A 15,885-nucleotide genomic window follows, 5' to 3' on the forward strand; every position below is an offset into this window, starting at 1 on the left:
GCAGATCGAGCCAATATCTGTTGTAAGACCCGAATGGAGGCCGGCCATTATGAAGGACTTAGACTTAACCCCGTGGCTTATCCGGATGAGCCAGGGTGATGAACAAGCATTCCAAGTCGTTTACGAAGCAACGCGCGATCATGCTTACAGATTAATCAGCTATCTTGCTCCGAACAAAGAAGATATTGGCGATATCATGAGCGAAGTGTATTTGGAACTGTTCAGAAGTCTGAATACGTACGATTCGGAACAAAATTTTGCTTCATGGTTTAGCGGTTTGATTGTCAGACAAGTGCGGAACTGGAAGCGGAAGGAGTGGCGCTTTTTTCGTATCACGGAAAAGCTGAAGCTCAGCACCACCAAATCGTCCGATCCAGCGGCAGAGTTACGGTTGACGGCGCTGAGCGACCGATTGGACTTGCTTCCAATCCTGCAGACGCTACCGCTCAAATTCAAGGAGGTCATCGTCCTTCGCTACTACCAGGATTGCACTTTGGAGGACATTGCCGAATTGTTGAAGATTCCGTTAGGTACCGTAAAATCCAGACATCATCATGCACTTAAGCATTTACGCCGCCGATTTGATCAACAGGGTTTGCGAAAGGAGGGGGATGGCTTTGTCTATTGAGCAGCAACTAATAGCGGCGTTCGAACAAGATTCCCGGAAGTGTCCTTCCGACCTGGATACTCGAATTGCGGTGGAATACAGGCAGCAGGTGATGCAACAAAGGGGAAAACCATTCATGCCTAGAACAAGAAAAATGCCGAAATTTGTATTTATCGCCATCATATTTGTCCTGATTTGCGGATTCAGCTATGCAGGGAGCAAGCTCCTATTCGAAGATAAAACGGATACGTTCTCTATCAACTATCAAACAGCGCAGGAGTTGCACTTTGAGCAAGGCGATATAGAGAAGATTCGCGGTTCGCTAGAGGAAGTTAAAGCACAATTGAACCCCGGAGATACAGCAGTCGTATTTCTCCAAGATTATGACATACAGGTTGCAGGAACACCGCTTGTCTTTGGCATCAATAAACCGATTCCTCTCCCGTTAGAGGATTGGAAAGCGACATTGCAACAACACAGCATTGAGGAGAAGCTTCCCGAATCCATTCTTGGAACATTCAACTTCGTGGAGGGCATGGAAAACTCGCCATACCAATTTAGTTTTGGTCTGGATGGTTACCGGCTTCTCGATGAGATGAAAGCTGAAAACAAGAAGACAGGAAGTGAGTTATTGTGGCGAAAGGCGGATCTATCCAAAGATGAACCTGTTGTCCCCTATACTTCCGTATATCGTAATGCGGATAATGACACGATCTATTTAACTTGGCAAATTGCCAACGGTAACCCTGATCTTAAGATGTTCCAAGTAGCTCCACCCAACACTACCTTCGAGGAGATTAATCTAAGCGGCTTAACAGCACATTATATGTTGGACGATCAATCGCTGTTCGGGCAGAGCAATATTCATCAAGATGTGATGTGGCTCAAAGAAAGCAGAGGCAAGTCGGTTATCTATCATGTACAGACCGATTCTACGAAGCTGACCAAAGAACAATTGATTGAAGCAGCAAAAAGCTTGTTATAAGCATTCAATAGAACAGACCGCAGCTGTAAAAGGCTGCGGTCTGTTCTATATCGAAATAGGTCTCCAACACAATCAAACAATGCTGCCTCAAAGTATATGATAGACTGGACGTAGTGGTGTGAAGTCATAGAATGGAGAGCAACTATGAATATGAAATCATGGATTGTTATAATTATTTCAATACTAATCATTAGCGGATGTGCCAATCCCGAAGCCAAAAGATTTAAGAACAATGAAGTTGTGCAAGACGAAATTAAAGAATTGATTGTCTCCAAGGGAGCGGAAATGTACGATCTAGAACTCAACCCTATGATGGCAGAAATGGAGTTCGGTCGCGGACCTGCGCTCCCTTCCGTGGATAGTACTAAACTGGTTGTTCCAGTAAAAACAATAGGAATCCCTGAATTTAAATTTAACGCTATCGTGGATATTGGGGAAACAGAAGCTGGGGAAATTGGCATAAAGAGTGTAGATATTTATGGTAACCCCAATGGATTAGGTTATCTAGGTAACTTTCTGATGTCTTATGTCTTTCAGACAAAGTTCCACAATGAGCTGGATGAACTACTGAATTATGATAAAGGTATCTATTTAGATAGAGTGATGGTTCAGTCCAAGGCATCTATCTATATTGAGGATGAAGAGGAACTAGAGCAAATGATGCGAGCAATAACTGCAGACTATAATGCTGGAAAGTTCAATAATCCAGACGAATACACTTATCTAATAGATACGTATGGACTCGGGGGGCTGCCACAAGTATTTATCAAAATGGATCAAGCCTCTGATTCAGCAGCAACCGAGAAGAAATTCAATAATCTTGTCGCTTACATGACGAACAATAAGGATCTTCCCGCTGCTGAATATCATATTAAGACCTACTCTACCAATAAGAATGTGTCCACCTTCTCGAAATTTCTGGTAATCGGTGATTAACAGTAACCCTTTTACGTTCCATTATCTATAAACAATACATCCCTTTTGCTCTAATAACTCTAAGGTTCTAGTTACTTTCAGGTTGTGGTTCCATCGCAGATCGAGTTTCTCCAAACGTTCAAGGTTTAGAATGGAAGTTGGAATCTCCACTAACTGGTTATCTCTCAAATCCAGTTCAATGAGATTCTCTAACCCGCCTATTTCTTCAGGGAGTTCCTTTAATTTATTCTTTCTAAGGGTTAGCCGTCTTAACTTTTTTAATTTACCAATGGATGTAGGAAGGCCGCTTAATTGATTATCACTTATATCTATGACTCGGATTTCTTGCAAAGCTCCCAGATTTTCCGGCAGCCCTATGAATTGGTTACCATAGAGATGCAGTTCTCTTAACCCTATTATCTCCGTTATCGAATCGGGCAAGCTTTCAAGTTGATTATTATATAATCGCAATTCAATAAGTCTGTTCATTTTACCTATATCGAGCGGCAGCTTTTTTAGTTTATTATCCGTTACATTTAAATATTGTAGTTGCTGAAGAGCACAAAGCTGCTCCGGAAGATGTTCAAACTGATTATTACTGAGGTATAAAAAGGAATCCAATCCCTGTAGCTTTCCAATCGCTGCAGGCAATTCCTTCAACTTATTGTGTCCTAAATCTAGCATTCTTAAGTGGATTAAACGTTCGATCTCATCCGGCACTATTTCAATATCATTACCCGCATAATTTAATACTTCTAATTCCTCATGAAAGAACAGTTTCTTGGGGATCTCTTTAATACGGTTGTTATAGAGACTTAGCTCTATGAGCTCTTTGCTTTCTAATACAACCTCCGGTGTTTCTAATAGTCCTTTTCCGTCAAAATTATACCTCATGAAATTCCTCTCCTTTGATATTCAATCATCGGAACACTCTTTTTTCCTGAATAACGCTGTCCACAAAAAAGATTCACCGAATAACGGGTTGGGTTGTTCCATTTGGTGCATACGTCTGAACTCAATGATCTCAAAATCCTTAAAGATGGCTTTGATTTTGTCCTCAGTATAACCTAATCCATCCTTAAGGCTTCGTTGCCGATATACCTCCCAATCGGTCATATCTGCACCCATGCTGCCTAAGGCAAAGCACACTAGACCGAAGTATCCCCCCGGTTTCAAACCTTTGTTCACGATATCAAAGAAGCTAATTCTACGAATATCTTCCGTATTATGAATAGTTTCAGCAGTCATAGAGTCTATTCCTCCCTATAATCGATGTTATTTAATCATGAATATGGATGGAGAGATTTGGATAAGCCGTTAAAAGTTCATTTTTACGTAGATCCAGTTTAGTACGATCAAAACCTACTCCAAACAACTCGGCATCCGACTTGAAAGTAACACTTGTTCCGGTTTCATTCGATATGCCAACGGTCATTAATCCGGATTGCGGGATACCTTGTCTGTACTCTTGACGATAAATCTTGCCATCACGACGAATTTCAACGGTCAGCTTTTGTGATAGGGCATTAACCACTGCAATGCTAATCCCTCTCTCAGCCCCAGGAACTTGGAATTGAGCACTACTGCTAAACCGATTGATATCGGTCAGAATGGATTGAACAAGTGCTTCAACTGGAATACCTCTGCCATTATCAGTTACGGTCACGCTCCCATCATCGTGTAGGAACAGGTCTATTTCACTACAAAATCCCGCTTGGTGCTCAAGGATTGAATTCTCAACAACCGCCCACAGCAGGTGGTGGACATCGAAGTCTTGTGATGTTCCGAAATAAACCCCTGCGTTATTCCTTGTTTCCATCATGTCCATATAATCACTTGTATCTAGTAGGTCACCAGCCGCAGCTAATAGCAGAAGAAACGGGAGGCATCGATGCATGGGGAAGCCATACCGTCCTCCAGGTTCTTGCACTAATAAATTGGCTCCGATCAATGCCTTAAGATGGTGATAAAGCTGACCCGTTGTCCCCATGTTTAAGCGGTCCACAAGCTCGGCCCCCGTAAGTGGTTCATTAAGAACAGTCCTTAAAATGTCTAACCGTTGCTTGTTGCCAAGCGCAGCTAGAACTTTTGCCACTTTATCACTATTCAGTCCAAGCAATTGTTGTATCCGACGTTCTTGGGGCTCCCATCTTAGTCCTTGTCCGTTTAGATGAACGTAACCGGAATAGAAAACAGAACTGGAGTCAGGGTCCTTAATAACTGAGTCTTCGTAAAGAGGATCTCCAAGGTTCAGATTTGCTGCGGGTTTTCGTTCTAAAACCATATGCTGGACTAGTTGATGAAGCTCAGCCATTTGTTTCTTTAGTGCGTCAATCTCACTGCTTAAGTCACGGCTCATAAAAGGAAACCACCAACCTTTTCTTTTGCATGTTATTGTATTACGTAATTATTATAATACGTAATTCCTTATAGTCAACAGTTTTAACTTTACAGATAATATTAGATTAGCGTAATGTCTATATTAAAGCCCAAAACCTGACATGGATCATCTTTTTGTAATAGAGGCGAAAGGAAAATGTCCCTTGATTGAAACGTTACTCATAAATGTTTTGTTTTTACTGTTTCCAGTTCTAATCGTGCTAATTTTCTTTGAAAATAGGCCCTTTTCTTATAATAAAAAGATTCTTGTATTACTTTCCGTAGTGACGATGATTCTATGTATAGCCAAACCCATCAAATTGGAAATTGGATTTATTTTTGATTTAAGATATGTCCCGTTTATTATCGTAGCTCTATTTGGCGGCTATAAGAATGTGGTTTCGTTATATTTAATATTAAATATCTACCGTTTCTATATAGGTGGAGATGGAACCATGCAATCCTTGCTTTTTTCAACGGCTGTATTCATTCTGGTACCTCTATATAGCAAAAGGTTTTTGAAGCTTAACTCTAAAAATCGAATCATAATGGCAACTGTTATTTCTTTTTTTACGATGGGATTCTACCTAATCATTTTAAGTAGGATTATGGGTTCCTTAGATAGACAATTCTGGCTGCTCACGTTTGATGCCTTAACGACTTATGTTGGGGTGACGAGTATCATAATGATTTTATTAGAGCAGATCATTACCAATATCAAGAATCGCGATCGAATTTTACAATCGGAAAGATTAAATGTCGTCAGTGAGCTAGCAGCTAGTGTGTCACACGAAATAAGAAATCCACTTACCGTGACCAGCGGTTTTCTGCAGCTTTTATATAAGTCAACGAATATATCGCTGGAAGAGAAAGGATATGTAGAATTATCTCTGCAAGAACTAAATCGAGCAGAAAAGATAGTCAGTGATTATCTTTTATTTGCCAAGCCACAATCCGAGAATATGGTTTATTCCAATATGAGGGAAGAGTCTGAGTATACCAGGAATGTCATCATGCCCTATGCCGCCATACATAAAGTAGAAGTAATATTTAGTTTCAATAACTCGTTAAATAAAAGCTATGATCGGAACCAACTCCAGCAGTGTTTAATTAATTTATATAAAAACGGTATTGAAGCGATGAAAGAAAAGGGTGGCGGTTCGCTGTTCATTGAGATATCAGAAAGTAAGCAAAATATTATCATCAGTATCCAAGATACTGGAGTTGGAATGACGAAAGAGGAAATAGCACGTCTAGGTAAGCCGTACTATTCTACCAAAGAAGAAGGAACCGGTCTTGGCATGCTTATGGTCTACAGTACAATTCATAAAGTTAAAGGGAACATTGAAGTCAATAGTGAAAAAGGCAAAGGTACCACCTTCCTCATCACAATTCCTACTTAAATATGAATGGAACCTATACTTCCCGAATCATAGTTTAATAGGTCTTTGTTGCTTAATATATACCCAAGCTCCCTTATAGCTTGTGCATAAAATATAAAGAGCTCATTTGCACTGAGTTCGGAAGATTGCTGATTTTATGAGTAGGGGGGTGTGTTTATGAAAGGATTAATCTTATGTGCTGGCCGAGGAACAAGACTGCAGCCTTCGACGTATACCAAACCAAAGTGTATGTTGCCCGTTAACGGGGAGTATATTATTGTCTCCATTATTAATAAACTTGTTGCGGCCGGAATTACCGATATTGGTATTGTAGTAAACTCGTCGCAAGGAGAGATCCGGGAAACGATCGGAGATGGGGAACAGTGGAACGCTTCTTTAACCTTTCTGCTGCAAAACGAAGCTAAAGGTCTGGCGGATGCGGTCAAAAGTGCAAAGGATTTTATGGCGGATTCCCCTTTTGTATTGATGCTTGGCGATAATTTGTATGAGGGTGAACTCGAGCCATTGATTGAATCACTAGAGGCAGAACAATCGGAAGCTTCGATTCTGCTACAGCGGGTCAAAGACCCTCGTCAATTTGGTGTTGCCGTTATCGAGGGTGGGCAAATTGTCAGTCTCGAAGAGAAACCCCGCTATCCCCAATCAGATTTGGCTATTGTTGGCGTGTACGCCTTGACTGCGGCAATCTGGTCGATCATTGAGAGACTTACGCCTTCCCCACGCGGAGAATACGAGCTAACAGATGCAATTCAAATGTTAATTTCTGTGGGTGGCCATGTTGCGTACAGCGTAACGACAGCACCATTTTTTGATATCGGGACCCATGAACGCTGGCTTGAGGCGAATCGTTACAAGATGGATCATGATCCCAAGAACTTTGCGATGCCATCCGGCCTTAACTTCGTACAGTGCATCCCTCCGGTCAAGGTTGATCTCACCGCTCGCGTAACGAATAGTGTAATTGGTCCTCATGTGTATATTGGTCCGAATAGCGTTGTCGAAGATTGCATTCTAACCAATAGTATTTTGACAGATCAGGTGCGATTGTCCCATGTTCATGCAGAAGGAAGTGTATTTGGATCACATGTTCATCTAGCTGAACAAGAAATCCAGGAGCAACCTGCCCGTCATATCCTGGGTGATCGTGCGACAGTTACAAGAATCAATCCTGATTTGCCGAACGATTCAAAATAAAATGGATGCCTACTGGGGAATAGTCCAATCCAGTCTCTGGGTTAAACATACACTTAAAGTGTCTAATGCATCAGACGGCTATGCAAAAGTATACTTTAAAGGGTAGGTGAACTTCGAGAATGATTGAGCTGGTTTTGACGATTAATGATAAAGACGGGAGCTATACGGAGCATGCGGGTGTTGTCCTTGCATCAATCTTTTCCAATACCCAGCAAATGATCAACGTGCACATTGTGCATGACGATTCTCTTAGCGAAGAAAACAAGTCAAAGCTCACCCAACTGGTGGATGTATTTCATCACAATATCTTTTTTTATCATGTTACAGTGCCTGGGGATCTGCAAGAAGTTGCAGCTGGCGTGCATAAAATTGACTATTGGACAATGGCTAGTATGTACCGTTTGTTGCTCCCAACATTTATTCAGGCAGACAGGGTTATTTATCTGGACTGCGATATTTTGGTCAATATGGATATTAATGAATTGTGGAACATCGACCTGGGAGATCGCTATTTGGGTGCAGTACTGGATCAAGGCCAAAATTTGCTGGAGTACTTTATCTCACTTGGGTTAAGTGCGGAGCTGTATTTTAACTCAGGGGTTATTCTGTTTCAGCTGGACAATATCCGTAATAAACAGAACTGGTATGGAGAAATGCTCGATTTCTTACGTAATTATCCAATAATGACTATGCCGGATCAGGATGTTCTGAATGCCGTTTTCAGCTCCAACTATTTGCAAATGGATCAGCGGTTTAATACATTCGCTCATAACGAACTTGATTTAGAGAATAAGATTGTTCATTTCGCCGGAGATAGCAAATGGTGGGATATAGATTCACCCCATATACCACTGTACAATAATTACCTCGCCATGACCCCATGGGCTAGAGGACTTGCAGCACCAGAGCCAGTGTCTGAACCGGAGCAAACCTTCAGCCTGCCTGAGCCGCCCACTCCAGAAATACAGCCTGCAGAAATACAGCCTCCGGAAACTCCGGTTCTTGAAATCCCAGCTCCTGAAGTGGCAGCCCCAGCCCCAGAGAACGTTCCCGTAAAGCCACACAGACGGAGACGCCGCAGATCGTTGCGACTACGGTTGCGGTTAATAAGACTTAGATTGAGTAGAAAAAGAATGATCCGCGCCAAATACCGTTCCATCAAGCGGGTGAAACTGATCAAGCGTCGCCAGATGAAGAAGAAAAGAGTAATGCATTCGACGAAGAAGAAACTGCATCCAGTCAGAAGAAAGCACAAACATGTGATAAAAAGGGTACTCTCCAAAAGAAGCACATCCCATTTGAAGCGTACCTCATAAAGAGTCAATGGTGAGCGATCCGCCCGGTAATCTGGGTGGATCGTTCACGGTTAAAGGTAGTCCGGTAAACTTGGCCAAAGCGTTGTTCGCTTGGCTTAGGTGGGAAATGGTATAATTTCTATTAGGTATTAGAGGTAGTGTACTAAGGAGGCAGAAATGATGAGTGATGATCTTATGGAACAACTGGATTTGTGGCATGAAGAAGATGAATATCAAGAAATCGTAGATGCAATAATGGAGATTCCTCCGGAGGACAGAGATTATGTACTGATTAGTCATTTAGGTAGAGCGTTCAATAATCTCGGGAATTACGAAGAGGCACTTCAACAGTTTATGACCATTGCAGAAGAGGGCAAGGAGGATCCGCTGTGGCATTACCGAGTTGGGGTTTCCTATTATTATCTGGAGCAATATGATGAGGCCTTAAGAGAATTTAAAATCACAGATGAAATGGACCCCGAAGATGAGGATACCTTGGAGTTTCTGGAATGGATTCGGCGTAAAACCGCTAAGAGAACCACTAAGAAACCTGCTAAAGAAGCTTTGCGAGCATTCGATTTCTCCAACTTTTGGGATGACAGCGAGTATGCATTAGAGGAATATGTTTCTGAGCCGCCTACAGCTGAGCTGATTGAGTCCGTGGAAGAAGAACTGGTCTTCAAATTGCCGGCTTTCTATGTGGCCATGATGAAGTTACATAATGGGGGTATTCCTCAAAATACATCTTACCCTACAGGTGCAGAAGATTATATTTCGATTTCGGGTATCCGGGGAATTGGACGAGACAAGAAAAATTCGCTGTGCGGAGCTTCTGGTAGCCGGGTTGTGATTGAAACTGGGGGTTACCCTGAAATTGGCGTGGTTATTTGTGATTGTTCTTCTGCAGACCATGGTGTAGTGATGCTGGATTACCGTTCTTCTGGAAATGACGGCGAACCTGAAGTTGTTCATGTAGGTCAAGAGAAGAATCACAAGATTACAAAGTTGGCAAAAAACTATGAGACCTTTATTCGCGGACTGGTGAGTAAGGCTTAATAAGTGGAAGTTCTCTATTAAGAATAGGATAAGATTTTATATGTTTCACATGATAACTTATCCTTATATTTCTCGAAAAAGCGGGTGACGTCCATATAAAGGACAGCACCCGTTTCTTTTTTGTATGCCGCAATAAGGCTGCATATGCAGAACATCGCTACCACTCAGCGTGGATTTACTTTCACCTGCGAACCTTTACCGCCCGACTGAATGCCCGTATCTTTCACTCCGGCTTCCTTCAGATCGGTGAGCAGCCGCTCCAGCACCGCCTTGGCGGCGAGCCCGTCTTTGGCGCCGGATGAGGTCACGACCAATTGTACCGGTTTGCCAGAGCGAAGATGCTTGTCCGCCTGACGGAGCTTTGTGTCGTAATCATGCTCCTCGATATGAGCGGTGAAGCGAAGCTCCTTGAGCTTCTCCTTGCCGCCGCCTCCCTTATTAGCCTGGCCTGCACCTGTCTTGTGCACTGCCGCTTCCTTCTGCGCTATTGCTTTTCCTTTGCCCTTGGCAACCAGGCTGCAGGGTGGAGGACTGCTCATCAGCGAAGTGCAGACCAAGTCCACGCCAACAGCTCTAGCCATAGCCAGAGCTTCTGCTCTGGAGACGATGCCGAGCTTCTCACCTTTAAGTCCGGTTAACACCACCTCGGATGCTTTGATTTGCTCATTGATTAATACTGCCACGTATTCGTTGCCTCCCCTTAAAGAACATGATGAATGTATCATATACGGAACCTGAGTGCGGTTCAATGATTGGTTCAAATGTCCGGATAGCACCTTTAAGATGTCCAGATAACACTATAAAAAGGATTTATGATAAAAATACATGGATTTCCATGAGTTTAACGATTCGGATTATATAAAATAATGGAGGTAATCGAATGTTGAAAAAGTTAAGGGTCAATAAGCTCCTGGTTTATCTTTTAGCGATATCCTTATTGGTAGTTCAAGCCCCTTTAGGAACTGTTGTATCTGCAGCGTCACAGACCTATGAAACGGAATCCGCAACACTTTCAGGCGGTGCCGTTGTAGCTTCAGACCACACAGGATTCACCGGAACAGGCTTTGTGGGTGGGTATACCGATACCAATAAGGGAAAAGCCTCTACAGCACTTTCTGTAAGCGCTTCCTCTACTGGGAGTTATACGACTGCATTAAGATATACGAATGGTTCCGGAGCAACTCAAACCTTAAGCTTGTACGTTAACGGGACTAAGCTCAAACAAATATCACTTCCAGCGACTTCAGACTGGAACACGTGGGCTGTTGAAACAGAGACTGTAACGTTAAATACAGGAAGTAACACGATAACGTATAAGTTTGATACCACAGATACAGGTAACGTAAATTTAGACAATATTATAGTGAATGCCTCCATCGGTACAAATCTGGCCCTGAATAAAACAATCACCGCCAATAATACGTTCGCCGGTTTCCCAGCTGCGAATGCAGTTGACGGCAATGCTTCAACCTATTACGAAGGTGCCGCTAACACTTATCCCAATACGCTAACCGTAGATCTTGGCAGTGCGCAGAGTATTGGAACCGTAGTTGTTAAGCTTCCTGCAACGTGGGGGTCAAGAATTCAGACGTTATCTGTATTAGGAAGTACTGATAACACTGCCTACAATACGCTTGTAGCTTCCCAGGCCTATACGTTTAACCCAACTTCAAATAATGCGGTCACCCTTACTTTTACAGCAGTATCTACAAGATATGTAAGGTTGAATATTACCGCTAATACAGGTTCGACTGCAGGCCAGATCGCAGAATTTGAAATATACGGATCGGGCGTGGTTACTCCTACACCAACACCAACGGCGACCGCGACACCAACGGCCACTGCAACCGCAACGCCATCGCCAACGGCAACCGTAACACCAACCGTAACACCAACCGCAACACCGGCTGGAACCTATGAAGCTGAAGTGGCGACACTAGCAGGGGGTGCAACTGTAGCAACGGATCACATCGGTTATAGTGGGGCAGGTTTTGTAGGTGGATTTACGGATGCCAATAAAGGTAATGTGTCCGTGAAATTTAATATTAATGTAGCTGCGGCTACGAACTACAATGTAACCCTAAAATATGCCAACGGCTCTTCGGCCACGCAAACCTTAAGTATTTATGTTAATGGTACCAAGGTCACTCAGACTTCACTAATCGCCACTGCCAATTGGGATACTTGGACAACTAAGCTCGATACCGTGGCTTTAAACGCAGGCAGTAATACGATTATGTACAAATATGACACCACCGACACTGGAAATGTAAACCTTGATAAGATTGACGTAGCCACCACGCCACCACCGACACCAACTCCGGTACCTACAGCGACGTCGATGCCTACTCCGACACCAGCTCCAGGTACTTATGGAGCAACAATGCCTTATGACACCTATGAGGCGGAAAGTGCAGTTTATTCAGGAACTGTCGTGGGTTCTTCAACTACTGCCGGAAATATAGCCTCAGAAGCCTCCGGAAGAAAAGCAGTACAGCTTACCGCTGCGGGGCAATATGTTCAGATTACTTTAGCTAAAGCGGCCCAAGGGCTAACGATCAGATATTCTTTACCTGATAACGCTGCGGGTACTGGCATTGATTCCGCCGTCAGTATGTATATCGGTGGAACCTTATATAAAGATATTAATTTAACTTCAAAATACAGCTGGAATTATGGAGAATGGGGTACGGAAGGTGGACAAATTCGCTGGTCCAACAACCCTAATGCTGTTTCTACCTCTCCACATCATATGTATGATGAAGTTTCAATAGTGCTGGATAAGCAGTATGCAGCTGGAACTATCATCAAACTGCAAAGAAATTCTTCGAATCTAAACTTTAGCTCTACAGCAAATGTAACGGTAGATTTAATTGAAACGGAAGCCATCCCGGCGGCATTAACGATACCATCAGGCTATCTTTCAATACTAAGCTATGGTGCAGTAGCCAACGATGGCGTAGATGATACCACGGCATTCAATAACGCTATCAATGCGGTTAAAAACTCTGGTGGAACATATAAAGGGGTATGGATTCCAGCAGGCACCTTTACTTTAAACACTGGAAATAGAGGCGCTGGTTATGACGGATCGGGTACAAGACTATATCTGGATAGCGGCGTATCCATGAAGGGGGCCGGCATTTGGTATTCAACCCTTTCAGGTAATTATGCGGGTTTCTACTTGAGAGGTGGGAATGTTACCCTATCGGACTTCAAGATCAGTGCAAATGATCTCATCAGAGATGATTACAACGGGGTTTCAGGGGTTGAAGGAAATGCAACTAACTCCACCTTGACCAACCTTTGGATTGAGCATACCAAAGTAGGCTTTTGGCTTACAAACCAGACGAATGCTGCAACGATTTCCAACACTAGAATAAGGGATGTCTGGGCAGATGGAATCAATCTCCACTATGGCACGTCTAATACAACCGTTACCAATAACTCTATTCGCAACAGTGGTGACGATGGATTAGCCATGTGGTCGGATACCTACCTGGATACAAATAATACATTCAGCTACAATACGGTACAAATTCCTACGCTGGCGAATAACATCGCTATTTACGGGGGGAAGGACAATAAGGTAATCGGAAACTTATGTACAGATACCATACTCAGTGGTTCAGGCATATCTTTTGGAACTAACTTTAGTCCTCCATCCATGACGGGCAACTTAACGATTCAGAACAATATGCTCTTAAGAACGGGCTCCGCTCACCGGGATTATGGATATCAGATTGGCGCCATTTGGGCCTATTGGGTGAACAACGATGGGAAGGCCCAGAATCTGACGGTAAATGTATCGGGCAATACCATTCAAGACAGTACCTATGCTGGCATATTTATTGAAGAACCAGCACCGGGAATATCGGTTACGTATGCTTCCAATTCAATCATTAATTCCGGCACCTATGGTGTTTATGTTAGAGGATCAGCAACCGGAACTTCAATCTTTAACAATAATACAGTTACGGGAGCACCATCAGGTAAATTCCTGAATACATCGCCGAGCTTCACGGTTACGGGTACAGGAAATAACTGGTAGACGAAAAGAGAAATAGGCATTACTAGGAGCTGCCCTGAAATGATGAAGAAATCATTTCAGAGCAGCTTTTTTAATAGATTTCCTCGAAGGTGTACAATCTGGAATCATTTGAATCCTATCCATTCTGTATGATTACGTGTAATATTTAATATATTATTGATCACCAATTATACAGGAGTGGAATAGGCATGAGGCGTATCACGATTCTGATAGCAGATGATGAGCCAGAGATCGCGGATCTGGTGGCCTTACATTTACAAAAAGAGGGATATCATATTGTCAAAGCAGCCGATGGGAAAGCCGCTATGCAGGCTATTCAATCGCAATCGATAGATTTAGCCATTTTGGATATTATGATGCCTGAACTGGATGGCTATGAGGTTACCCGTAAAATTCGGGAGCAATATCATTTGCCCATCATTTTTTTGAGTGCCAAGACCTCGGATCTCGATAAAATCACAGGATTGGTGATGGGGGCAGACGACTATATGACCAAGCCTTTCAATCCGATGGAATTGGTAGCCCGGGTGAATTCTCAGTTGCGCCGCTCCATGTTGTTCAATCAACCTACAGCCCTGAATAGATCCGTATTAGAAATGGGTGGATTGATTATCTCACCAGATCAGCACACGGTTACCCTATATGGTGAAACAGTAGAGTTAACACCGAAGGAGTTTGACATCCTTTATCTATTAGCCAGTCATTCCAAGCAAGTCTTTAGCGCCGAGAATATTTTTCAGCAGGTGTGGGGCGAAGCCTACTATGAGAGCGGCAATACGGTTATGGTGCATATCCGAACCCTGCGCAAGAAGCTTGGAGAAGATATCAATAAGAATAAATTCATCAAGACCATTTGGGGTGTGGGGTATACATTCAATGAATAAGAGCAACCGCAGCTTTCGGACAACGATGATTCTGCTGCTGGGCTTAAGTATGCTTTTGTCCGGTGGGATCACGTATGGGGTCTATCGAATTCTTCAACACTATTATGCAGGTGTACGCCGTGAAGATCAGCTGGCCGAGTATCGTCATATCATGGGTAACATCGGAGATATTTATTTTTTTCTGATCCTGTTCATTCCATTGGCTATTCTTTTTTTCTTTTTGTTAACTAAGCCGTATCTTACCTACTTTAATGAAATCTCCAAGGGAATCCATCATCTTGCCAATGGTGAATTTAAGAATCGGGTGCATATTTCCTCAAGAGATGAGTTCAGAATCATTGCTGAGGATCTTAATCTGGCGAGTGAAAAGCTGCAAGAGGCCGTGGAAAAAGGGGATTTTGCCGAGAACAGCAAGGATCAATTGGTCGTGAATTTGGCTCATGATTTACGCACACCCCTTACTTCAGTATTGGGTTATTTAGATTTAATTCTTAAGGATGAAGGGCTGACAGAGGAGCAAATCAAACATTTTATCTCGATTGCCTTCAACAAATCTCAACGTCTGGAGAAGCTGATTGATGGCTTGTTCGATATTACTAGAATGAACTATGGCATGCTGCCTGTCGAAAAGAAACGAATAGACGTTAGTGAGCTGCTGAGGCAATTAAATGAGGAACTGTACCCTGTATTTGAGAAGAATCATCTGATTTCCAGGCTCACTATTACGCCTAACCTATACATTTCTGGCGATGGAGAGCTGTTGGCACGTGTATTCGAGAATTTATTGACCAACGCCACCCGTTACGGGAAGGATGGACTGTATGTAGATATCAATTGCCATCTGGATTCAGGGCATGTAATCATTCAGGTTGTCAACTACGGTGGACATATTGCTCCAGAAGATTTGCCGCATATTTTCGATATGTATTATACGAGTGATCGGGCACGAACACACCAAGAGGGCAGTACGGGTCTTGGCCTGTTCATTGCTAGAAATATTGTGGTGCAGCATGAGGGGACCCTTTCGGTCGAGAGTAGTGTGGTGCGGACCTTGTTTGAGGTTCAATTGCCGCTAGCGTCTAACATTTAAGAAAAACTTTATCTTTGCCCTGCTTT

The 15,885-nt window shown here is 43.0% G+C and carries 14 protein-coding genes; 10 read left to right on the forward strand and 4 right to left on the reverse strand.

Annotated elements, in window-relative coordinates; translation table 11 throughout:
• The first annotated feature begins 49 nt into the window (after window positions 1-49).
• The 3 genes from GJB61_RS13415 (at window position 50) to GJB61_RS13425 (ending at window position 2,528) form a co-directional block, all read left to right on the forward strand.
• Window positions 50-628, forward strand: a complete 579-nt coding sequence (locus tag GJB61_RS13415) for a sigma-70 family RNA polymerase sigma factor (protein ID WP_154119015.1) — start codon at window positions 50-52, stop codon at window positions 626-628.
• A gap of 115 nt (window positions 629-743) precedes the next feature.
• Entirely contained in the window at window positions 744-1,592 is an 849-nt protein-coding gene (locus GJB61_RS13420; protein ID WP_154119016.1) for a hypothetical protein, read from the forward strand.
• A 144-nt stretch (window positions 1,593-1,736) separates the two neighbouring features.
• Window positions 1,737-2,528, forward strand: a complete 792-nt coding sequence (locus GJB61_RS13425; RefSeq protein WP_154119017.1) for a hypothetical protein — start codon at window positions 1,737-1,739, stop codon at window positions 2,526-2,528.
• 21 nt (window positions 2,529-2,549) lie between these two features.
• On the opposite strand, the gene GJB61_RS13430 is transcribed toward GJB61_RS13425, so the two are convergent.
• Genes GJB61_RS13430 through GJB61_RS13440 form a run of 3 tightly spaced genes read right to left on the reverse strand, consistent with a single transcriptional unit; the run spans window position 2,550 to window position 4,866 of the window.
• Window positions 2,550-3,401: a leucine-rich repeat domain-containing protein gene (locus tag GJB61_RS13430; protein WP_154119018.1), complete on the reverse strand. Its 852-nt coding sequence runs from the start codon at window positions 3,399-3,401 to the stop codon at window positions 2,550-2,552.
• A 21-nt stretch (window positions 3,402-3,422) separates the two neighbouring features.
• On the reverse strand, window positions 3,423-3,755 hold the full coding sequence (locus tag GJB61_RS13435) for a methyltransferase type 12 (protein WP_420819747.1): 333 nt from the start codon (window positions 3,753-3,755) through the stop codon (window positions 3,423-3,425).
• 31 nt (window positions 3,756-3,786) lie between these two features.
• Window positions 3,787-4,866, reverse strand: a complete 1,080-nt coding sequence (locus GJB61_RS13440; RefSeq protein ID WP_154119019.1) for an ATP-binding protein — start codon at window positions 4,864-4,866, stop codon at window positions 3,787-3,789.
• A 142-nt stretch (window positions 4,867-5,008) separates the two neighbouring features.
• On the opposite strand from GJB61_RS13440, the gene GJB61_RS13445 reads away from it, so the two are divergent.
• The 4 genes from GJB61_RS13445 (at window position 5,009) to GJB61_RS13460 (ending at window position 9,834) form a co-directional block, all read left to right on the forward strand.
• Entirely contained in the window at window positions 5,009-6,289 is a 1,281-nt protein-coding gene (locus GJB61_RS13445; RefSeq protein ID WP_267490812.1) for an ATP-binding protein, read from the forward strand.
• A gap of 156 nt (window positions 6,290-6,445) precedes the next feature.
• The gene (locus GJB61_RS13450; RefSeq protein WP_154119021.1) at window positions 6,446-7,483 is read left to right on the forward strand and encodes a sugar phosphate nucleotidyltransferase; all 1,038 of its coding nucleotides are present in this window, start codon (window positions 6,446-6,448) and stop codon (window positions 7,481-7,483) included.
• 119 nt (window positions 7,484-7,602) lie between these two features.
• Complete coding sequence (locus GJB61_RS13455) at window positions 7,603-8,799, forward strand: glycosyltransferase family 8 protein (protein WP_154119022.1); 1,197 nt, start codon at window positions 7,603-7,605, stop codon at window positions 8,797-8,799.
• Between the two features lie 156 nt (window positions 8,800-8,955).
• On the forward strand, window positions 8,956-9,834 hold the full coding sequence (locus GJB61_RS13460) for an SMI1/KNR4 family protein (protein WP_338115804.1): 879 nt from the start codon (window positions 8,956-8,958) through the stop codon (window positions 9,832-9,834).
• A 164-nt stretch (window positions 9,835-9,998) separates the two neighbouring features.
• Here the strand turns inward: GJB61_RS13460 and infC are convergent, their stop codons facing one another.
• The gene (infC, locus tag GJB61_RS13465) at window positions 9,999-10,517 is read right to left on the reverse strand and encodes a translation initiation factor IF-3 (protein ID WP_338115805.1); all 519 of its coding nucleotides are present in this window, start codon (window positions 10,515-10,517) and stop codon (window positions 9,999-10,001) included.
• Between the two features lie 197 nt (window positions 10,518-10,714).
• Between infC and GJB61_RS13470 the strand changes: the two genes are divergently transcribed.
• The 3 genes from GJB61_RS13470 to GJB61_RS13480 all read left to right on the forward strand — a co-directional run bounded on the left by GJB61_RS13470 (window position 10,715) and on the right by GJB61_RS13480 (window position 15,859).
• The gene (locus tag GJB61_RS13470) at window positions 10,715-13,885 is read left to right on the forward strand and encodes a discoidin domain-containing protein (RefSeq protein WP_154119023.1); all 3,171 of its coding nucleotides are present in this window, start codon (window positions 10,715-10,717) and stop codon (window positions 13,883-13,885) included.
• A gap of 188 nt (window positions 13,886-14,073) precedes the next feature.
• Window positions 14,074-14,769, forward strand: a complete 696-nt coding sequence (locus tag GJB61_RS13475) for a response regulator transcription factor (RefSeq protein ID WP_154119024.1) — start codon at window positions 14,074-14,076, stop codon at window positions 14,767-14,769.
• Window positions 14,762-15,859 carry a HAMP domain-containing sensor histidine kinase gene (locus GJB61_RS13480; protein ID WP_154119025.1) on the forward strand — a complete coding sequence of 366 codons (1,098 nt, stop codon included), beginning with the start codon at window positions 14,762-14,764 and terminating at the stop codon, window positions 15,857-15,859. Before GJB61_RS13475 ends, GJB61_RS13480 begins: the two co-directional genes overlap by 8 nt.
• Window positions 15,860-15,885 lie beyond the last annotated feature (26 nt).

Source organism: Paenibacillus monticola, from assembly GCF_009664975.1.
Taxonomy (GTDB): domain Bacteria; phylum Bacillota; class Bacilli; order Paenibacillales; family Paenibacillaceae; genus Paenibacillus_AQ; species Paenibacillus_AQ monticola.